Annotated in this window: 21 protein-coding genes; 16 read left to right on the forward strand and 5 right to left on the reverse strand. The window is 36.4% G+C overall.

The window, feature by feature from the left end:
- Positions 1 to 81: 81 nt before the first annotated feature.
- The 3 genes from V8G61_RS03495 to V8G61_RS03505 all read left to right on the forward strand — a co-directional run bounded on the left by V8G61_RS03495 (position 82) and on the right by V8G61_RS03505 (position 4308).
- Positions 82 to 1284, forward strand: coding sequence for an ATP-binding protein (locus V8G61_RS03495; RefSeq protein ID WP_394874042.1), 1203 nt, complete (start codon positions 82 to 84; stop codon positions 1282 to 1284).
- Positions 1285 to 1382: 98 nt separating this feature from the next.
- Positions 1383 to 3689 (forward strand): DNA topoisomerase 3, encoded by a 2307-nt coding sequence (locus V8G61_RS03500; protein WP_394874043.1) that lies wholly within the window; start codon positions 1383 to 1385, stop codon positions 3687 to 3689.
- Positions 3690 to 3714: 25 nt separating this feature from the next.
- Positions 3715 to 4308, forward strand: coding sequence for a pseudouridine synthase (locus tag V8G61_RS03505; RefSeq protein WP_394874044.1), 594 nt, complete (start codon positions 3715 to 3717; stop codon positions 4306 to 4308).
- On the opposite strand, the gene V8G61_RS03510 is transcribed toward V8G61_RS03505, so the two are convergent.
- Together V8G61_RS03510 and V8G61_RS03515 are read right to left on the reverse strand one after the other, a co-directional pair.
- On the reverse strand, positions 4297 to 4932 hold the full coding sequence (locus tag V8G61_RS03510; protein ID WP_394874045.1) for a hypothetical protein: 636 nt from the start codon (positions 4930 to 4932) through the stop codon (positions 4297 to 4299). The two genes, V8G61_RS03505 and V8G61_RS03510, sit on opposite strands and share 12 nt — an antisense overlap.
- A gap of 4 nt (positions 4933 to 4936) precedes the next feature.
- Positions 4937 to 5434, reverse strand: coding sequence for an RNA polymerase sigma factor (locus V8G61_RS03515; protein ID WP_394874046.1), 498 nt, complete (start codon positions 5432 to 5434; stop codon positions 4937 to 4939).
- A 308-nt stretch (positions 5435 to 5742) separates the two neighbouring features.
- On the opposite strand from V8G61_RS03515, the gene V8G61_RS03520 reads away from it, so the two are divergent.
- The 6 genes from V8G61_RS03520 (at position 5743) to V8G61_RS03545 (ending at position 10534) form a co-directional block, all read left to right on the forward strand.
- The gene (locus tag V8G61_RS03520; RefSeq protein ID WP_394874047.1) at positions 5743 to 6216 is read left to right on the forward strand and encodes an Hsp20/alpha crystallin family protein; all 474 of its coding nucleotides are present in this window, start codon (positions 5743 to 5745) and stop codon (positions 6214 to 6216) included.
- Positions 6217 to 6358: 142 nt separating this feature from the next.
- Positions 6359 to 7087 (forward strand): energy transducer TonB, encoded by a 729-nt coding sequence (locus tag V8G61_RS03525; protein ID WP_394874048.1) that lies wholly within the window; start codon positions 6359 to 6361, stop codon positions 7085 to 7087.
- Between the two features lie 213 nt (positions 7088 to 7300).
- Positions 7301 to 7927, forward strand: a complete 627-nt coding sequence (locus V8G61_RS03530; protein ID WP_394874049.1) for a hypothetical protein — start codon at positions 7301 to 7303, stop codon at positions 7925 to 7927.
- 14 nt (positions 7928 to 7941) lie between these two features.
- Positions 7942 to 9282, forward strand: a complete 1341-nt coding sequence (locus tag V8G61_RS03535) for a 2TM domain-containing protein (protein WP_394874050.1) — start codon at positions 7942 to 7944, stop codon at positions 9280 to 9282.
- Positions 9283 to 9315: 33 nt separating this feature from the next.
- Positions 9316 to 9642, forward strand: a complete 327-nt coding sequence (locus V8G61_RS03540) for a 2TM domain-containing protein (protein WP_394874051.1) — start codon at positions 9316 to 9318, stop codon at positions 9640 to 9642.
- Positions 9643 to 9778: 136 nt separating this feature from the next.
- Positions 9779 to 10534 carry a LytR/AlgR family response regulator transcription factor gene (locus tag V8G61_RS03545; RefSeq protein ID WP_394874052.1) on the forward strand — a complete coding sequence of 252 codons (756 nt, stop codon included), beginning with the start codon at positions 9779 to 9781 and terminating at the stop codon, positions 10532 to 10534.
- Between the two features lie 18 nt (positions 10535 to 10552).
- On the opposite strand, the gene V8G61_RS03550 is transcribed toward V8G61_RS03545, so the two are convergent.
- On the reverse strand, positions 10553 to 11728 hold the full coding sequence (locus V8G61_RS03550; protein WP_394874053.1) for an LETM1-related biofilm-associated protein: 1176 nt from the start codon (positions 11726 to 11728) through the stop codon (positions 10553 to 10555).
- Positions 11729 to 11883: 155 nt separating this feature from the next.
- Here V8G61_RS03550 and V8G61_RS03555 point away from each other — a divergent pair, with 155 nt between their 5' ends.
- The 7 genes from V8G61_RS03555 to V8G61_RS03585 all read left to right on the forward strand — a co-directional run bounded on the left by V8G61_RS03555 (position 11884) and on the right by V8G61_RS03585 (position 18093).
- Positions 11884 to 12534: a DUF4331 family protein gene (locus V8G61_RS03555; RefSeq protein ID WP_394874054.1), complete on the forward strand. Its 651-nt coding sequence runs from the start codon at positions 11884 to 11886 to the stop codon at positions 12532 to 12534.
- Between the two features lie 33 nt (positions 12535 to 12567).
- Positions 12568 to 13134: a DUF4331 family protein gene (locus tag V8G61_RS03560; RefSeq protein ID WP_394874055.1), complete on the forward strand. Its 567-nt coding sequence runs from the start codon at positions 12568 to 12570 to the stop codon at positions 13132 to 13134.
- Positions 13135 to 13213: 79 nt separating this feature from the next.
- Positions 13214 to 14530: a tetratricopeptide repeat protein gene (locus V8G61_RS03565; RefSeq protein ID WP_394874056.1), complete on the forward strand. Its 1317-nt coding sequence runs from the start codon at positions 13214 to 13216 to the stop codon at positions 14528 to 14530.
- 27 nt (positions 14531 to 14557) lie between these two features.
- A complete protein-coding gene (locus V8G61_RS03570) occupies positions 14558 to 16789 on the forward strand; it encodes a TonB-dependent receptor (protein ID WP_394874057.1) in 2232 nt (743 codons plus the stop codon).
- A gap of 414 nt (positions 16790 to 17203) precedes the next feature.
- Positions 17204 to 17536: a YtxH domain-containing protein gene (locus V8G61_RS03575; RefSeq protein ID WP_394874058.1), complete on the forward strand. Its 333-nt coding sequence runs from the start codon at positions 17204 to 17206 to the stop codon at positions 17534 to 17536.
- Between the two features lie 2 nt (positions 17537 to 17538).
- Positions 17539 to 17889: a hypothetical protein gene (locus V8G61_RS03580; RefSeq protein ID WP_394874059.1), complete on the forward strand. Its 351-nt coding sequence runs from the start codon at positions 17539 to 17541 to the stop codon at positions 17887 to 17889.
- 3 nt (positions 17890 to 17892) lie between these two features.
- Positions 17893 to 18093 carry a DUF6327 family protein gene (locus V8G61_RS03585; protein WP_394874060.1) on the forward strand — a complete coding sequence of 67 codons (201 nt, stop codon included), beginning with the start codon at positions 17893 to 17895 and terminating at the stop codon, positions 18091 to 18093.
- 190 nt (positions 18094 to 18283) lie between these two features.
- Here V8G61_RS03585 and V8G61_RS03590 read toward each other — a convergent pair whose 3' ends face one another.
- Positions 18284 to 19000 (reverse strand): VIT family protein, encoded by a 717-nt coding sequence (locus V8G61_RS03590; protein ID WP_394874061.1) that lies wholly within the window; start codon positions 18998 to 19000, stop codon positions 18284 to 18286.
- Positions 19001 to 19089: 89 nt separating this feature from the next.
- Positions 19090 to 21102 carry a M13 family metallopeptidase gene (locus V8G61_RS03595; protein ID WP_394874062.1) on the reverse strand — a complete coding sequence of 671 codons (2013 nt, stop codon included), beginning with the start codon at positions 21100 to 21102 and terminating at the stop codon, positions 19090 to 19092.
- Between the last annotated feature and the right edge of the window lie 121 nt (positions 21103 to 21223).

Genomic DNA, 21223 nt, shown 5'->3' on the forward strand with positions numbered 1-21223 from the left:
AAATCCTGTTCAATAATAAATATATCACATTGAAGGTTTTATAGGGTTCGGCTAATTATATCATATTAATATTTCGAATAAATGATAGCACCAAAACCCTACGCGTCTGAAAGTGAAAGATTAAAGGAATTAGACTCCTTTTCTATTCTACGGACATTACCAGAATCAGATTATAATGATTTGACTTCTCTTGCAGCTCAAATTTGTAACACTCCAATTTCTATGGTATCTCTGCTAGAGAATGATTGTCAGTGGTTTAAGGCAACCCATGGTACAGATTTAAAAGAAACTCCCCGCAGTATTTCATTTTGTGGTCATGCAATTAATGAGTCATTAGGGATTTTTATCGTAGAAGATGCCACAAAGGATGAGCGCTTTTATGATAACCCTATGGTTACCGGGCCTCCTTTTATTCAGTTTTATGCAGGGGTCAAACTGGTCACAGATAATGGTTTTCCTTTAGGAACATTATGTGTTGTTAATACAAAACCCTCAAAACTTAATGAAGGGCAGATTGAAAGTTTAAAAGTCTTGGCGAAACAAACAATGAATATTTTAAATCTGCGGAAAAGTAAAATAGATTTGGAAAAGGCCTTGTTAGAAGTTAATGAAAAGAATCAGGAACTCGAAAGTTTTGCTTCAGTAGCGGCTCACGATATTAAATCACCTTTGGCTAGCATACAAGGAATGATGACACTCATCTCAGAACAGTATGGATCGGTGATAGACAAGGAGGGACTGGAAATGCTTAGTTTAATTGAAAACTCAGCGGGGCAATTACAAAAATTAATAGATGGTCTTTTGTCCTATACCCGGAATGATAATATTTTTCAAGAAAAACAAACCACAATTAGTGTAGAAGATTTGGAGAAAGATATTTTTGAACTATTCTGTTCGGAAAACAACCTAAATTTTAATGTAAAATCTCATCTCAAAAATATAACTATTAATCAGACGGCACTAAAGCAAGTTTTAATTAACCTGATTGCCAATGCGATTAAATATAACGATAAAGAAAAGATTTTTATTGAATTAGACATTGATTCCGATGCAAGCCATTACTATTTTTATGTAAAAGACAATGGCCCTGGAATACCTGAAGAGTATCGCGAAAAAATATTTAGGATTTTTGAGGTGATAAATCAGGAGGATAGATATGGAGAAAGAGGTAACGGTATAGGGCTTGCCACTGTCAAAAAAATAATTCAGAAATGTGAAGGAACTTTAAATTTGGAGTCTGAAATTGGTAAAGGATCTACATTTATTTTTTCGTTAAAGAAGTAAAACTTTTTATAAAATGTTTTATCGTTGATAAGTCCTGATAAATCCCTTTTTAAAATAGTGTTTTATTGGCTATTTTGCTACGATTTTAGGATTAAGAAATGAAAGTTTGTATTGCAGAAAAACCAAGTGTAGCTAGAGAAATAGCCGCCGTTTTAGGGGCCAAAACCAAACATGATGGCTATTATGAAGGTAATGGATACGCGGTAACCTACACCTTCGGGCATTTGTGTACACTGAAAGAACCTGCCGATTACAAACCGTATTGGAAAAGTTGGGACCTTAATAACTTACCCATGCTTCCGGATAAATTCGAGACCAAAGTCGTTTCGAATTCCGGGATCGAAAAGCAATTCAAAATCATCAAATCACTGTTTGATAAAGCCGATGAGGTGATTAACTGTGGTGATGCTGGTCAGGAAGGAGAACTTATCCAGCGTTGGGTAATGACCGCTGCAGGATATCGGGGTCCGGTAAAACGTTTATGGATCTCATCTTTAACAACCGAAGCCATTAAAGAAGGGTTTGAGAATTTAAAACCATCGGAAAACTACGATAATTTATTTTATGCAGGCTTTTCACGGGCTATCGGCGACTGGCTTTTGGGCATAAATGCCACCCGGTTATACACTGTAAAACATGGTGGTTATAAACAAGTGTTATCCGTAGGACGGGTGCAAACCCCAACCCTGGCGATGGTCGTTAATCGCTTTAAGGATATTGAAAATTTTAAACCACAACCATACTGGGAACTACAAACCATGTATCGCGATACCTTGTTCAGTTATGAGGAAGGACGCTTTCTGAAAAAAGAAGACGGTCAAATATTAGCGGAAAAAGTTAAGGCTGAGGATTTTGAAATTAAATCCATTACCAAAAAAGATGGCAAAGAGTATGCTCCAAAACTATTTGACCTTACAGGACTGCAGGTATATTGCAACAAAAAATTTGGTTTTACCGCTGATGATACGCTTAAAATTGTTCAAAAATTATACGAACAAAAAGTGGTGACGTATCCTAGAGTAGATACCACCTTTTTACCAAGTGATATCTATCCTAAAGTCCCTGGGATATTAAAAAAGCTCACCCAATATTCTCGATTAACGGAACAACTTTTAACGAAAAAAATAAAGAAATCCTCCAAGGTATTCAATGACAAGAAAGTAACCGATCACCATGCAATAATTCCAACAGGTGTTGAAATCAAATTACAGTATAACCAGCAACAGGTATATGATATAATTACTAAACGCTTTATTGCGGTGTTCTACCCGGATTGTAAGGTAGCCAATACAACCGTTACTGGAGAAGCTGCCGAGGTAACCTTCAAAACAACAGGAAAGCAAATTTTAGAGAAGGGCTGGCGTGTTGTTTTCGAAGCTGTCGATGCGGATGGTAATTCTGGAAATGAAAATATTTTACCGGTTTTTGTTCAAGGTGAAAAGGGGCCGCATGAACCTTCTTTTTTAGAAAAAGAAACAAAACCGCCCAATCAATTTACTGAGGCTTCCTTGCTGCGTGCCATGGAAACTGCCGGAAAACAGGTAGACGACGAATCCTTACGCGATTTGATGAAAGAAAATGGCATTGGTCGGCCTTCTACACGAGCCAATATTATAGAAACACTTTTCAAGCGGCAATATATTAAGCGTAATAAAAAACAGGTTTTGCCAACGGTAACGGGTATTCAACTTATTGAGATCATTCAAAACGATTTACTAAAATCCGCAGAACTCACGGGTTCATGGGAAAAGCAATTAAAGGATATAGAAAAAGGAACTTATAGTGCCGGAGCTTTTATTAAAAACATGAAGCATATGGTGGATGCTTTGGTGTATGAAGTTCGAAGTGAGACCAAACGAGCAAATCTGTCACAGGCACAAGTGGTAAAATCACGTAAACAAAAAACGGCATTTGTAAAAGAAAAAGGCATTATCACAGAGCACTGCCCCAAGTGTAGAAAAGGAACGATACTAAAAGGTAAAAAAGCATTTGGTTGTAGTGATTTCAAGTCGGGCTGCAACTTTATGCTACCGTTTAAATTCTCAGGTAAAAATATCTCGGAAAAACAATACATACGTTTATTGAAGAAAGGAAGTACTGTTAATCTAAAAGGCTTTAAAACAAAGAATGGACCGTTGGAAGGCTTGCTTCGATTTGATGATCATTTTAAACTGAAGCTGGAACCGAAACAAAAATCTGTTTCTGAGCCTAAAGATGCTCCAAAAGGCGATCTTATTTGTCCAAAATGTAAAAAAGGAACCATTTTAAAAGGAAAAACGGCGTATGGATGCAGTGGTTATAAATCAGGGTGTGATTTTAAAATGAGTTTCGAGGTTGTACGTCAAAAAATGAACGGGCAAAAACCAACCAGAGAGCTGGTGTACCAAATCCTTATTCAGCCCTAAAGCAACACCAAAATAACCCATTTAAATGGACTTACAAACTAATGATGATCAGCATTTTTTAATTTACAAACCCTTTGGGATGTTGAGTCAATTTTATAGTAATTCAAAGCAACAGTGTAAAAAGCGTTTTTTAGGAGAGTTATATGATTTCCCTGATGGCGTGATGCCTATTGGTCGGCTGGATGAAAAGTCCGAGGGATTATTATTGTTGACGACTTCAGGAAAAATGAGTCATTTTGTAAATAGTCAAAACATCGAAAAGGAGTACTTTGCCTTGGTTGATGGTGCCATTTCAGATTCTGCTGTGAATAAATTGCGAACTGGTGTTACCATTGGGTTTGAGGGTAAAAAATATAAAACTAAACCATGTAAGGTCTTTAGAATAAAAGATTCGCTAGAATTACCCGAAGCAGAACAAAAAATTAGAGATGACCGCCACGGACCAACCTCGTGGATTTCTATCACACTGAAGGAAGGGAAATTTCGCCAGGTTCGTAAAATGACTTCTGCCGTAGGCTACCCAACACTCCGTTTAGTTCGCGTTCGTATTGGAAATTACATCTTAGATAAGGCTATGGATAGCGGAGCCGTAAGGCCTTTGGAAAAATTAACCTTCTAGCCGCCCTAATTCTTTATAGTTGCGATTCAGGCGTTTTAAAAGAAGGCCATAGATTAATTTGTAGAATAGCCAGATCACTAAAATGAACAAAGCACTAAAAATAATCATCACGGCATAAGCGACTAACATTTGCTTATCTGAAAAATCTTTGATTTCTTCTGAGATAACAGGGTCATTATGCAGCGATTGATAAAACCCTACAGCAAGTGAAATACCAGCAACTACCAAATTGTATAAAACATAATATTTTACAATTTGTCGTGTACGCAAGATACTCTCCATTAATTTTTTGGCATTATCCGTTACCGATATGGATTTATAGGATTTGAAAAGTAAATAAATAAAGAGCAGTATAATAGCATAACTTATTATGGTGAGCCAGATCATCAAAACACCATCGCCGTAAACCTCATTTAATTTTTCACGATATTCTGTTGAGACGAGATATGGGATGGTATTAATACCAATCCATAAAACTAATTCGGCAATACTAATATAGAATAGCATTTTTACCGTGGATGACGATTTTTTATGCAACATCGGATAGATTTCTTTACCCGAAAGTTTTTTGTGGTGGTCATCAGACTTATTCCAGTCTTTTTTTAATAATTCTAATTCATCCATAGCATTACGGATTTAAAAGCGTCCTAAGCTTTGTTTTAATTCGATTCATTTTAACCCGAGCATTGACTTCACTAATACCTAAGGTCTCACTGATTTCCTTATAATCTTTGTCCTCTAAGTACATGAATACAAGTGCTTTTTCAATATCATTCAAATTATTCCTAACCGCAGCATAAAGTACTTTAAGTTGCTTTTCTTCGGTATCGTCATAATCTTCTGCTTTCATTTTAAAGGCTACGCCGTCAAAATCCTGAGTTGAAATACGTCGTTTTGATTTTCGATATAATGTAATTGCGGTATTTAAACCCACCCTGTACATCCAGGTACTAAACTTCGAATCTCCTCGGAACTTTGGGTAGGCCTTCCAAAGCTGAATGGTAATCTCCTGAAACAAATCATTATGAGCATCATAGTTATTGGTATACAACCGGCACACCTTATGTACGATGTTTTGGTGTTCTTCCAATAATGCTACGAATTGCTGTTCTTGTCCTTTTTCCAATGATGATAGTTAGTTATGTGATAGGTAGCTCTTGTTTTAAAAATGTTACACAGTATTATATTATTTCCTAAAAATAATATGTACAGGACCTTAATTGTGGATCACTAATTCTGACAAATTAACAAAAAAAATTTTCTGAGATTTTATTAAAAAGGAAGAAAAAATGTCAGGTTTTTGTTAAAAAAATGTCAAGATTAAATGAAATTTTGGCATAAAAGGGTTTGGTATTTTTTTTGATACTAATATCCTGATTACTAACGTAGTAATCGTAATTTTAAAATGATGTTTAACCCAAAAATCTTGTTACAATGACTAGTTTAGCAACAATTAAGAAAAATGGAGGTTTAGCAAATAAAAATACGGGTTCAAACTTCCCATCATTATCGTGGTTCGACGATTTTACCCTTAACGATTTTCCATCGTTATTTTCGTCTAACTTTAATACAGGCATATCGCTTCCGAAGGTAAACATTAAGGAAGTGGCTGATACCTTTATTGTAGAAATGGCCGTGCCGGGTATGAAGAAAACCGACTTTGATATTAATTTGGATAACCAAATATTATCGATTTCGGCTGAAGTTAAAGAAGAACATAAGGATGATGATGAAGGTTACTCCCGAAGAGAGTTTGGCTATTCTTCCTTTAAAAGAAGTTTTACATTACCGGATTCTGTAGATGACAGTAAAATTAACGCAAATTATAATGAAGGAATTTTAAACATCCATCTTCCAAAACGGGAAGAAGCGAAACGCAAACCTTCAAGAACCATTAAGATATCCTAATGTAAAACCTGTTTAAAACAATCTAAAGCTACCGTTTGGTAGCTTTTTTTTGACCCCTACTGATCTGGAAACATGATTTTTATCATAGTTATTGGGCTCTAATTCTAATAAATTTATAATGCTAAAAGAAAATTTCAGAATCATGAGAGCTAAAAAAAATCCAGAATTAGATATTGCCCGAAATAGCGGTATCTACTTTGCTATTGGATTAAACATTATGTTATTTCTATCTTGGCGTTTACTAGAATTTAAAAGTTACGAAAAAGACGATGTTGTAGTAGATGTTTTAGATATACAAAATGAAATCGAGGAAGATATTCCCATTGTAAATGTGAATACCCCGCCACCGCCACCGCCTCCTGTAGTGATCCAGGAGTCTGTAAAAATTGTTGAAGATACTCAGGATATCGAAGAGACAATTATTGAAAGTACCGAAGTGGGACAAGAAGACGCCATCGCAGATTATGTTCCGGCCGTCGAGGATGTTAAAGTTGAGAAAATTGAAGAAGAAGTCGATGTGCCTTTTGCTGTAATCGAGCGTGTACCTATATTCCCGGGCTGTGAGGGATTGACCAATGCACAGGCAAAAGCTTGTTTCCAGGAAAAAATGATGGCCCATGTGTCTAAAAATTTCAGATACCCTGAAACAGCACTGGAAATGCAAATCCAAGGTCGCGTTTCTGTAATGTTTACTATAGATTCCAAAGGGTATGCCACCAATATAAAATCACGTGGACCTGATAAAGTTTTGGAAACCGAGGCTGTCCGAATCATCAGAGCCTTGCCTCAAATGAAGCCTGGAATGCAACGTGGAAGACCTGTAAATGTTTCTTATGCGTTACCCGTAATGTTTAGAATTTTATCTGAATAATTTTTGAGTAGAGTTAGTAACTTGTGAAGAAGACCTAAAATATAGCAATATATTTTGGGTCTTTTTTTATGCTGAAAACGGGAAAAACAAATGTTACATCAAAAAATCACAATTCATCCCCAAAAAATTACAATTCGGAAGCTTCCTTTTCTAAAAGTCTGATAACTGCAGCATCTTTGACCCAATCAAACAAATCAAATTAAATTATTAGTCATGAGAGACGCAGCTATTTTCATCAGTATTGTATTCGTTTATGCGATTACAGGCGCACAGTCAAATTACGAACAGGACATGCATAAAGCAATAGACCTCTGGAAAAATAACCAAAGAACGGAAGCGATATCAGCTTTTGAAACCATCGCAAATAGTGAAAAAGAAAAGTGGTTACCATTTTATTATGCGGCACAAATAAAGATCATTAGCAGTTTTGAGGAACGAGACGAAAAAAATTGGTCTATACTCCTTACTGCGGCTCAAACCGATTTAGATCATGCCGAATCTCTTTCAAATAACAACCCTGAGATTAAGGTTTTACAGGCCTTATTAAACACCTCATATATAGCTCACGACGGGCGTAGGTATGCCTCATTATTGTCTGCCGAGGTGGAGGCTCTTTACCGCATAGCAACACTTTTCGCCCCCGAAAATCCTCGGGTGCTGTATTGCAAAGCAGAATGGGATATGCATGCAGCCCAATATTCAGGAAGTAATTCCAAAACCCATTGTGCGGATTTGGAGCGTGCCTTAGAACTTTTTGCTAAATTTAAACCAGAATCGCCTTTACATCCTAATTGGGGTGAGGCCAGAGCGAAACAATTATTCAATACCTGTAAAGGATAACACAAAGAAATATCATGGTAAAGACCATTAAAAATATAGGTATCGCATTCATCATTGGGTGTCTCATATTTGTTGCTGCAAATATTTATAAGGGTGGTTTTACGTATTCAAATTTCAAGGAAGCCTATGTGTCTTTTCTGTTTTACCAATTGTACTCTTTTGTAATAGGGTATTCAAACTTGTTTTTTTACAATTTTTTAGCACGCTTAAGCTGGAAAAATAATAGGGTTTTTACCCGACTTGTTGCCGGAATCGCCGGAAGTACCATTATAACATTAGCATGCCTTTTTATTTTGAATGCCTCTTTAAATGTATTTTACAACGGAATTACTCTGGAGGAATTTCTGGATCAGGTGAAATTGTCGCATTACAAATTCGGACTTATTGTGACGCTTACCATTGTTACCATATTTCACCTTATTTATTTCTATAACAGGTACCAGCAAAACAAGATCAAGGAACAAAAAGTGATCGCCGGAACCGCCAGTGCTAAATTTGACGCTTTAAAAAACCAACTGGATCCCCATTTTTTATTCAACAGTTTAAATGTGCTAAGCAGTTTAATTGAAGAAAATCCCGAAAGCGCTCAAAAGTTTACCACCGCTTTATCAAAGGTATACCGGTACGTGCTGGAACAAAAAAATAAAGAACTTGTGACGGTAGACGAGGAGTTGGATTTTGCCAGAACATACATGTCTTTGGTAAAAATGCGCTTCGAAGATAGTATCATTTTCGAAGTTCCTGATAAAGCTAAAAACCCTGAGAGTAAAGTAGTACCCTTAGCATTGCAGCTACTTCTGGAGAACGCAGTAAAGCACAATATGGTCAAGGCCAGTAAACCGCTTCACATCAAAATATATGAAGATCAAGGATCCTTGATCGTGGAAAATAATTTACAGCCTAAACAAATCATAAAAAAGAGTAGTGGCGTGGGCTTAAGTAATATCAAGCAACGCTACGATCTACTAACGAACAAAAAAGTAAAAATTTTTAAAGAACCGCAGCGGTTTGCTGTAGCCATACCAATGCTAACAAAACAAATAACAATTATGGAAAACTATTCACAATTTCAAAAAGAAGCCAATTACGCTCGGGCTCGCGAGCATGTTGAAGAACTTAAAGGGTTTTATTACAGCCTGGGAGCTTACTGTATTGTAATCCCGTTTTTAATCTGGATAAACTACAGGACCTCCTGGAATTTCCAATGGTTTTGGTTCCCCTTATTTGGCTGGGGTTTAGGCCTCTCCATTAAGGCTTATCGCGTGTTTCTTGATCGTTCTATGTTTGGAAAATCATGGGAAGAGCGAAAAATCAAACAATTCATGCAGGAGGAAGAAGATACCCGCTGGGAATAAACTATTGATCAACAATAAACAATAAAACACATTATGGAAACGCAAGATTCAAATTTCAGTTCCCAATACAAGAACGAAGAGGCCTATTACAGAGCGCAAAAACGCGTTAAAGAGATCAAAGGTTTTTATTGGCACCTCTTTTGGTATCTGGTTATCAATATCTTTCTTATTTACGTATTCACGCGAGAAAGCGGCGAACTATTCTGGAGTTTTTCAACCTTTAGTACTGCTATTTTCTGGGGTATCGGGATCAGCTTTCATGCCCTTCGTGTTTTTGGGAAAAACGTATTTTTCAGCAAATCCTGGGAACAACGGAAAATGAAAGAATTCATGGAAAAGGAACGTAAAACTTGGGAATAATATTAATTTGGGCGTTCCCTTCGGGCGGGCTTTCAGCTTAATCTTTTTATGTTTAACCTAAGCAAAAACCACCAAATTTATTTAAACATAAAAAGGATACCGCTTCAATCCCTAACGCAATTCTAAAATCCAAACAATGAAAGTAATCATCATCGAGGACGAAAAGCCATCAGCCAGGCGCTTACAGCGCATGTTGGAAAAACAAAGGATGCATGTGCACACCATGTTACATTCCGTAGAAGAGGCGCGGGAATGGTTTAAAACCAATACCCATCCTGATCTTATTTTTCTAGATATTCAGTTAAGTGATGGGTTGTCTTTCGAAATTTTTGAAACTATCGATATTAAAAGTGCGGTCATTTTCACAACAGCATATGACGAGTACGCCTTACAAGGCTTTAAACTGAATAGTATCGACTACCTGTTGAAACCCATAGATGAAGACGAATTGGTTCGCGCGGTCAAAAAATACAAAGAGCGTACTCATCGAGCTGCACCGGTGACTGTAGACTTCAGTGAAATTAAAAAGTTACTTATAAATCCTATCGATAGAGCTTATAAAAAGCGGTTTTCCGTTAAAGTAGGTCAACATCTAAAACTCATTTCTACAGAGGAGGTCGAATGTTTTTATAGTGAAAATAAAGGCACCTATTTATATACCGTATCCGGAAGAAATTATTTGCTGGATGTTACTCTGGATCAGTTGGAGGACGATCTGGAACCGCAAACATTTTTTAGAGTAAACCGGAAGTTCTTTTTGAATGTCAATGCCATTTCAGATATTATAAGTTATACCAATTCCAGATTACAAGTAAAATTAAACACTTATAATGAGCAACATATTATTGTTGCTCGGGAACGCGTTAAAGATTTTAGAAACTGGTTGGAATAAAATACTATTAAGTTTAGATCATTCCTCATTGATGCGATTCTCATCAAAGGCCGAGGGTAATAATTTAGGAATAAACTTAATAACTAAAGGAAGAAGTAAGGCACCACCGGGTAACATAAAAATTGCTAAACTTGGAATTGATTTAAAGATATCGAATAGCTGATCATGCACTTTTTTTTGTTCTTCAGCGTTCAGATCGCGAACGGTCGACTGCGTTAATAATATCATAAGTTCTTTGCTATCCTTTAATTCGCGATACAGGCGTTTGCTATTTCTAGTTATTAGCTTAATTACCATTTTGCTCGAATTATCGTAAAAGCTCTGTACAATGTTTTTCGAACTTAATAAGGCAATATTGTCCTTGTGTTTCGTATAAAAGGTATTGATCATGGCGATAGAAGTAGTTACACGGTTTTCATGTAAACGCAAACTACTACCGAGTAACTTTAAAAAGTGATGTTCTTTTTCGTCAATGACCTGATCACTCCAACTTGCCATACAGGCCAGATCGAGAATATAGAATTTTTTCAACGGGCTATCAATAAATTTTACAGCGTCCTCAAAACTCATAGGACTCTGATCCTGATACCGTAATGAGGATTCAAAAAGCTTGATTAAACTTTCGTCATACGTGTTTTTCTCCTTCTTTGATAAAAGAACATCCAAGGAAATCGCAGCAATAGCAGCTTCCAAGTTTTTTAAATAATCCGTGGAAACCTCGCCGTTTTTCAAATAATGCCTGTATGCTAAAACATCAATATATAGAAGTGCATTAACAATAAAATAATTAAAGTTTTTAGTAAGCACATTAGCATCGATCTGAATACGCTTATTTATTATTTTTTCAAGCTGTTCACTGGTTTTCTTTTCAGATAAAAGGCTATCGAAAATAGAGGTTTTAAGGGCATTAATGTCGTTGTAGAACCCGATAACACTCTCTACAAACGATTGGTCATTTTTGTAATGATGATAAATGTGTAAAAAGGATAAACACAAATTAACCTTGCAACACTCTTCTTCTGTCAGATCATTTTTAGGAATCCGATGATCAATGATATGCAAATTACTGCCATAAATAAAACCACACTCTCGTAAAGCATCATAGAAAGCTTCCGGACTACAGGCAAACAATTTGTCTTTATCCGAGATATCACTCCTTAGTTTTTTTATCCAACCTGATGCTGAAGGATTCATAAGCTCATTTTCTAATAGGCCGTAAAGATAAATCTTATTATCGAAAATGCCTTGTTTTTCATTTTAACAAAATTTTAACAAAACCGCTATTTTCTTTTTTGCGTAGGTATGGCTGAAGAGTGAAACACATATTAATAATGAAAAATTTAAAACAAATGAAAAAAATTAAAATTTTAACTGGATTAGGAGTTATGGCTGTTGCCGGATTCTTTATGGTCGCTGCCGATCATATTGATGCTCCCGCCGTTCAAGGTGGTAATAGTGATATTACCGATTATTACGCCTTTCAGGGTGAGGATACCAATAATTTGGTATTTGTTGCTAATGTTCAGGGTCTGTTAAGTCCCTCGAATACAAGTCAGGCTTCTTTTGACGAAAATGTCATGGTAGAATTCAATATCGATAATACCGGTGACAACGTAGAAGATCTGGTTATCCAGGCTATTCCAAGAGATGGAAAAATGTATTTCTTCGGACCTGTAGCACCGAGCCAAACCGGATTAAATAGTGTGGTAGAAACTAGTACTATGAATGGCGGGGTAGTTGATATTACCGCTTATGGTTCAATCGCGATAGTAAGCGAAGTGGGTGGCATGAAATTTTTTGCCGGGCCTAGAGACGACCCATTCTTTATGGATTTTGCACGCTATTCAGAAATTATTGGTGGTATGGCCGCGAGTTTCAATGATCCCGGATCGGATACCTTCGCAGGTACCAACGTTATGTCAATTGTAGTAGAAGTGCCAAAATCAATGATTGGTGGTTCAGGTACGATTAACACCTGGGTAGAATCAAAAAGAAAATAAAAAATAATAACACATAATTTTAAAATACGACTTATGAAATCAATTCAAAATATAAAAATACTTACCCTAATGGCAGTAGTAGTGCTTTCTGGCTTTAGCTGCACGGATCTGGGTGATGATATACCGAATAACCCAACCCCGATAGATTTTTCCGGAACCTATGCTCAGGAAGATCAAATGGGACGACCAGCAGTAAACACTGTATTTACCTCAGGAGAGAATAAAGATATGTTTAATGTTACTATTCCTTCGGAACAAAATGCATCTTTTCAGAGCATGTTTCAAGCAAATTTAGAAGCTTTAAGCCCGGCTTATGCGCAACCAGGAGATCAAAATGCATTAGGTCTTGATGCGGCTGCTTTTACCGGCATATTAGCCACTGACGTACTGAATGTATCCTTAGATGGAACAACCACCTTTTTTGATGGAACTAATGTGCTTACAGGTCGTGCCTTGGCTGATGATGTGATTACTGTTGAGCTATTACTAATCTTCGGAGGTGAAGACTTTTCCGAAAATCCAGGATTATCGGATGACCATGTTGACATGAACGACAAGGCCTTTTTAACCTCATTCCCATACTTAGCCTCACCATGGTAATTCTCCCTTAATATCGGGGCACGTATGTGCCCTGGTATTATATTAATACGCTAACCTACCTTCTAACAAACAAAAAATAATGAAAACTTTAAATACAAAATCTATTGCCCCATTCGTCATTCTATGTGGACTCGTTCTGCTTTTAGTGAACTGTAAGGGTCATGAAGAAAGAGAACAAATTACCAATAATGAGGATTATAAGGATTATTTATCCATTACTAGAGATGAGGTGTTGCAGCGCACTAAGGAAGATTTTACTTTTTGGGAAAAAAAGCTTGAAAAAGAACCAGAACAATTTCCTTATTTAGTTAAAGTTGCAGCATCTCAATCTAAAATGTTCGACAAAACAGGTCGAATAGAATACTTGATCGAAGCTGAAAATAATTTGATTCGGGCCAATGAAGCCACAGACTACAAAAACCCAGGCTATTTGAAATCCCTGGCCCATAATTATATTTCTCAACATCGATTTAATGAGTCTTTAAAACTTCTAAAAAAGGCTGAAGCAATAGGAGAAGGACTGGAGTCTACTCAAAAAATGCTTTTTGATGTGTATATGGAATTGGGAGATTATACCCAGGCAAAACGTTATTTAGACAAGGTTACTGATCCAAACGATTTTGATTATTTAATTCGTTTGGCAAAGTGGTCTGATCATCGCGGTGATCTGGATTCAGCCATTAAATATATGGAAAAGGCTAAAGAAATTGGTGAAGCCTCTAACATACCTTCACGCAACCAATGGATCTACACCAATCTTGCTGATTATTACGGGCATGCCGGTAAAATCCAACAATCTTATGAGTTTTATCTAAGGGCTTTAAAAATCGATCCTAATGATGCTTATGCTAAAAAGGGTATTGCCTGGATCGTGTATTCTTATGAGAAAAACCCCGATGAAGCTTTAAGAATCCTTGATCATATCGCTGAATATAATGAATCACCTAGCTATTATTTGCTGAAGGCTGAAATAGCGGAGTATAACTCAAATCCTGAATTGAAAAAACAGTATTTGGAAAACTACAAAAAGGCGGTTCAAAAAACCAGTTACGGACATATGTATAACAAATACAATGTGATGTTGTATACCGAAGAAGAACAGAAAACGGCGAAGGCTCTTGACTTAGCTTATACCGAAATTAACAATCGGCCAACACCTGAATCGTACGATTTATTAGCTTGGACCGAGTTTAATCATGGTGATGTTAAATCAGCACTTGATATTATGGAAAAGTATGTTGTTGGAAAAACTTTTGAACCTCAAATCTTATTTCATTTAGCAGAAATCTATAAGGCTAATGGCAAAGAAGATAAAGCCAAAGCATTAAAAACTGAATTAGAGGCCAGCGTATTTGAGCTAGGACCACTTATGGCTAAAAAAATTCAAAATATTTAATTGTACCCTCACCCAAATCGTAGTGTTATGAACTTGATTTTGAATCGATTCTTGATTTTACTGGTATTCTTTAGTGGCGTCTTTGGCTTTGGTCAACAATTAAAAGGATTTGTTGTTAATGCGAAAAATCAGCCTTTGGAGTCGGCTTACATTTATAATTTAAATTCGAAAACCCACGCGCACTCCACTGAAAATGGTCAATTTATTATAAAAGAAACCAAGGAGAACGACTCGTTAAAGGTTGGATTATTAGGATATGAACCTATCGTTATTTCGGTAAAACCGTCTAAGGATCCTGCAAATATTGTTTTAGTCGAAAAAACTTATCAATTAGATGAATTGGTTATTTCGCAACAAGTCAATGCTTTGAACACGATTACTAAAATAGATTTGAATATAACACCCGTAAACTCATCCCAGGATATTTTAAGAAAGGTTCCCGGATTAATGGTTGGGCAACATGCTGGTGGCGGAAAAGCAGAACAGCTTTTTTTGCGCGGTTTTGATCTGGATCACGGAACAGATATCTCTATTAAAGTTGATGGTATGCCTGTAAACATGGTGTCTCATGCTCATGGTCAGGGATATAGCGATTTACATTTTGTAATTCCTGAAACGATCAATAAAATAGATTTTGGTAAAGGGCCATATTATACCGAGGAAGGCGATTTTAACACAGCCGGATATGTTAATTTTTCTACTAAAAATGTAATCGATGAAAATATCATTTCCTTTGGTTTAGGACGGTTTAATACCCTTAGAACTCTAGGAATGTTCAATTTACTTGATCAAAATAAAAATAAAAATGCCTATGTAGCATTGGAATATTTAGAATCGGACGGTCCATTTGATTCTCCTCAGAATTTTAACCGTCTTAATATATTTGGTAAGTACAGTTATTATGCACCTAATAATGATAAGCTTACTCTTTCTGTTTCTCAGTTTACGAGCCGGTGGGATGCCTCGGGGCAAATACCACAGCGTGCTGTTGATAGTGGCCAGATCTCACGTTTTGGAGCCATCGATGATACAGAAGGTGGTGAAACATCACGAAGGAATCTAAATTTAGAATTTACGAAACAGGTTGCAGATAATACAACTTTAAATGCAAATGTCTTTTACACGAATTATAATTTTAAGCTCTATTCAAATTTCACATTTTTTCTAGAAGATCCGGTAAATGGGGATCAAATAAAACAAAATGAGGCTCGTGATATCTATGGGTTTAATGCGACCTTTAAGACCAATACCTATATAAAGGATAATCCTTTAACACTTAAATATGGATTGGGTTTACGTTATGACAGTACTACCAATTCTGAGCTGTCTAAAACGATTAATAGAACAACGGTAAATCAGCGTGTAAAACTAGGAGATATAAACCAGTCCAATGGGAATAGTTTTTTTGAAGCTAGCTTAGATCTGGGAGACTTTAAGTTAACATCCGGAATTCGGCTGGATTATTTTAATTTCCTGTACAGTGATAAGTTAATAAACTCGGTTGAAAGATCATCGAAAACGAGTTTTGTGATAAATCCAAAATTGAACCTCTATTATAACCCTAAAGATAATTTGCAATGGTATTTGAAATCGGGGATAGGGTTTCATTCAAATGATACGCGCGTTGTGGTTACCAATCTTCAACAAAACAGTTTGCCTCAGGCTTACGGTCTTGATTTTGGAAATATTTGGAAACCTACATCAAAATTAATTGTCAACTCAGCCTTATGGTACCTGTTTTCAGAACAAGAATTTGTCTATGTCGGCGATGCTGGGGTTATAGAGCCTAGTGGAAAATCAGAACGTTTTGGACTTGATCTGGGATTGCGTTATCAAGTTTTGGATTGGTTGTATTTGAATTCCGACCTGACCTTGACCCGAGCTAGAAGTTTGGATGCTCCTAACAATGAAAATTATATTCCCTTAGCTCCCAATGCAACTTTGGCAGGTGGTATAACAATTAAAAATTTGGATGGGTTCTCCGGAAGTTTTAACTACCGATATATTGACGATAGACCTGCAACTGAGACCAACTCTATCGAAGCAAAGGGTTATTTGGTATCCGATTTAAATCTAAATTATACGGTAAGCAACTTGACGTTTGGGGTTTTTATTGAAAATATTTTTAATACAGAATGGAATGAAACGCAATTTGCAACCTTGTCTCAGCTTAAAAATGAGGATAACCCCGTTGAAGAAATACATTTCACACCAGGAACACCATTCTCTTTGAGAGCAAGTGTTTCCTTAAAATTTTGAATTAGTTAGTTTTTTGGTTTAACCTAAATATTATTTTTTGGTTAGGTTTGTTAGACGGAAAGTCGCCCAATTGTTTAAGATTGGGCGCTTTCTATTTTTAGAACTCTCGGCAACAACTAAAATGTTTTATTGTCTCTTTTCACTTGATTAAAATAGAATAACAGATCTAGTAATTTAAATCAGAGATTTTTAATTGGATGACAGATTTATATGTCAACCTGAAAACAGGGAAAGGCTTGTAAACCCTTTATTTGTCAAGTGTTAAAGTTTCTTTAAACCCCTTGATATTCCGAATAATTTATGGTATGTTATAGATAGAGTTTACGAAATACTCTTGCATTAATAACATGAAAAGCATGTTAGGAAGCATTTCAAAAAAATAATTAATAACAGAAAAATAATATTTAAGATTTTATGAGTAAAGAAAGTAATGTAGTAGTAGGAATGTTAGCAGGAACGGCCATTGGTGCCACTTTGGGTGTGTTATTTGCCCCGGATAAAGGATCTAATACAAGACAACGTATAGTGGATGAAGCCATTGATGCCAAAGATAAAGCTTTGGAAGAGGCCGAAAACTTAAAAGAAAAAGTAATGAATTCCATGCCTGGGGAAAATAAAGATACCTTAGAAGAGCAGCTAGACCGTGTTGTCTCCGATGTTAATTTGAAAGGTGATGATGTGATTGGTGCCCTTGAAAAAAAGTTAAAAGATTTAAAAGCAAAAAATAAGAAATTTCAAAAGGCCTAAAAATGGAGTTTTTTGAAAATATAACTGAGGCCTCAGAAAAATTGGGCGATTCGGGAAAAACCTATATTGAAAAATCACAAGCCTATTATAAACTTAAAGTGTTTCAACAAGTAACTGATTCTATAAGTTTGATCACTAAAATTGTGATTATTGGCGGCTTGTTGTTTTCAGCACTTATGTTTTTAGCTTTCGCCTTAGCCCTTTATCTTGGTGATCTTTTGGAGAACGCCTCCTTAGGTTATGTGATAACTGCAGGTGTAGTGGTCATTTTAACCGGAATATTTTATGGTAATCGTTACCGCATCAACGATCTTGTTGTGCGACGATTGTCAACTAATTTTTTTGACGAATAACTTATGAAAACCTATAAATCATATAGCGATGTACAACGCGATTTAAAACAACTGAGTTTAGAACGTCGTATTGCATTGGAGAAAATGAAGTTACATAAGAACAAGATTGGTAATGAATTGGAACCCAAGCAGTGGATGATAAGTGTTTATAAAGTGGCTCAGAAATATGGGGTTTACTTTATAATGAGGCGCTTACTGCGCTAGCAAAGCACAATTTCTAAACCAGAAAAAGCTTTAAATTTTCTTTTGATAGAAATTTTAAAGCTTTTTTTAATCCCTAATATTTAATTCATAAATCTATAAGTTCAGTTTCTGTCATAATCAGATCGAAGATCTTGTTGTAACATTCTATTCTATATAATCTGAATCGATATAATTTTATTAAAATATTGGATTATGCAACGTTAACATTGAATAAGTAGCCTACAAGAGCTGTTAGCCCCATGGCTGCTGTGCCCCAGAAAGTGATCCGGATAATAGCTTTTCCAATACTTGACCCTCCTGTTTTAGCTGAAACAGCACCTAGGATTATTAAAAAAAGAAGCGCAAAAGCATAAAGATAGTATTCCATGGTGTCCAAAGGTGTGATAAGGGTAGCCATAAATGGCAATAAACCACCAACGGTAAAAGCAGCTCCGGATGCCAATGAAGCTTGTAAAGGTTTGGCTTTACTAATATCATTAATTCCTAATTCGTCACGAATATGTGCGCCCAAAGCATCGTGAGCGGTTAACTCTTTTGCCACTATAAGAGCGGTTTCTTTTTTCAATCCACGCTCTTCGTATATTTCGGCCAAACGCTGCAACTCGAGCTCCGGCATTTCTTCCAATTCTTCTTTTTCGCGTTCAATATCGGCTTTTTCAACATCTGTTTGAGAACTTACCGAAACATATTCGCCGGCGGCCATGGATAAAGCACCAGCAACCAGACCGGCCAGGGTAGCTAAAATCACTGGTTCTCGCGCACTGCTCGCTGCAGCAACACCGATGGCAATACTGGCAGTTGACAAAATACCGTCGTTTGCTCCGAGTACAGCCGCACGTAACCAGTTACTTCGGTGGATGTAATGGCTATCTAAATAATTATCAAAACTGTCATTTTTATCAGCCATATGAGGTGTTTTTAAGTTTATTCCTAAAATTTAGATTAGGATAATAATACTTCTCTAGCTAATTTACTAAACTTCCTGGAATTAGCTGCTTACCAAACAGTTATTCGATCTTCTTTTTCCAGAAACATGCTATCCTGAGGTTTTAGATTGAAAGCCTCATAAAAAGGTGTCGTATTCATAAGTGGCCCATTGACGCGCCATTTTGGAGGAGCGTGTGGGTTGGTATTGATCCAGTAACGCAGGTAATCATCAGTCATTTTTACACGCCATATATTTGCAATAGATAAGAAAAAACGTTGATCGGGTGTGTAGCCGCCAATTTTGGTAGTGTCCTGGCCTTGTTTTGTCATTTTGAAGGCATCATAAGCTACTGCAATACCGGCAATATCTGAGGTGTTTTCTCCAACACACATGGCACCATCAACATGAAGACTGTCCAATACCGTAAACGAGCTGTACAGATCGATAACTTGTTGAATACGCGCTTTAAAATTAGAATAATCGGTTTCTGTCCACCAGTTATTTAAATTGCCATCCTTATCATATTGTGCTCCCTGATCGTCAAATGTGTGCGTGATCTCATGGCCAATTACCATGCCAATACCCCCATAATTCAAGGCGTCATCAGCTTTATAATTAAAATAAGGTGGCTGCAAAATGCCTGCGGGAAAAACAATTTCATTAGCCGATGGATTGTTGTATGCTGTTACCGTAGAAGGCGTTACGAACCATTCTGAATGATCAACAGGTTTTCCTAATTTTTCAATTTGGCGTAAAAACTTGGCGGCATCAGCAGAAATTACATTTTCAAAATAAGTGTCCTTAAATGCATGCACGTAACTATAGTCTTTCCAAGTATCCGGGTATCCAATTTTTTTGGTTATGGCAAAAAGTTTTTCTTTTGCCTTCAATTTTGTGCTATCAGTCATCCATTCCAAGTTATCAATGCGCTTAGCATATGCCTTTTGAAAATTATTAACGAGTTCCAGCATACTAATTTTGGCCTCTTCAGGAAAATAGACCTTTACATAAATCTGACTTAGGGCTTCGCCTAAATAATCATCAACAGCACTTGTGATAATTTCTTTCCGGGACTTTGGTTCATTCTGACCTGTAAGAACTTTTGAATATTCAAAAGCTGCATCTGTAAAAGGTTTACTTAATTTACTTCCAAAGTGTCTTAAAGATGTGGCCTTTAAATAAAGTTTCCAATCTTTCATGGCCACTTCAGATAAAAGCCTGTTTAATTTATCGTAATATGCAATTTGCCTCATGTCGATAGAATCACTTTTTACGCCTAAATCACTCAAAACCTCAGACCACTCCAGGTTTGGTTGTCGTTTCTCCAGATCTGAAATAGCGACCTTATTATAATTAGCCTTAATATTTCGCCGTTCTACGCGTGTTTTATGGGAACTAGCCAATTGCTTTTCTAAATTGAAAACGACATTAGCAAAATGTTCACAACTATCAGGATCATGCTCGGTTAATTCGAAAAGTTTAGCAAGATAATCCTTGTAGGCTTCCTGAATCCGAAAAGATGCTTGATCAGAATTAAAATAATAGGCTCTGTCGGGTAAACCAATTCCTGATTGAGATACATGAGCGATATTTATTTCACTGTTTTTCTTATCAGGGCCAACATTGAAATTAATGAGGGAAGTACTATTCACCTTTAAATTGTCGGTAACAAACTTCAATAGATAATGGGTGTTGTTGATGTAGCTAATTTTTGTAAGTAATGGTTTTACCGGTTTATAGCCTAATTGATTTATGGTAGCCGTATCCAGACCCGAAATATAAAAATCGGACACCTTTTGTTCAATACTTCCCAGCGGGTATTTGATTTTTGAAATGCTATCAAGCAGTCTCTGGAGTTTCAGGCGTTGCTGGTAATTCATAAAACGATACGCCCCTACACCTGATTGGTTTTTAGGAATTTGTACCGTGTCGTACCATTGGTGATTTACATATCTAAAAAAATTATCACCGGGATTTAATGAGGTGTCTATTCCGGTAATCAGTTCTGGATCTTCTTCGGAGATCTTATTGCAGGCCACCAATGCTAGTAGCAGAACAATAATAGGTGCTATTTTATTCATAAAAAGGGAGATTAATAAACGTATCAATTAAAGAGAAACAATTCTTTTATTTGTATTACAAGATACGAATTTGAACAACAAAGCGAAATTTCGGGTGACATGTTTAGCTACTGTTTATAAT

The organism is Gaetbulibacter sp. M240 (assembly GCF_043876815.1).
Classification (GTDB): Bacteria; Bacteroidota; Bacteroidia; order Flavobacteriales; family Flavobacteriaceae; genus Gaetbulibacter_A.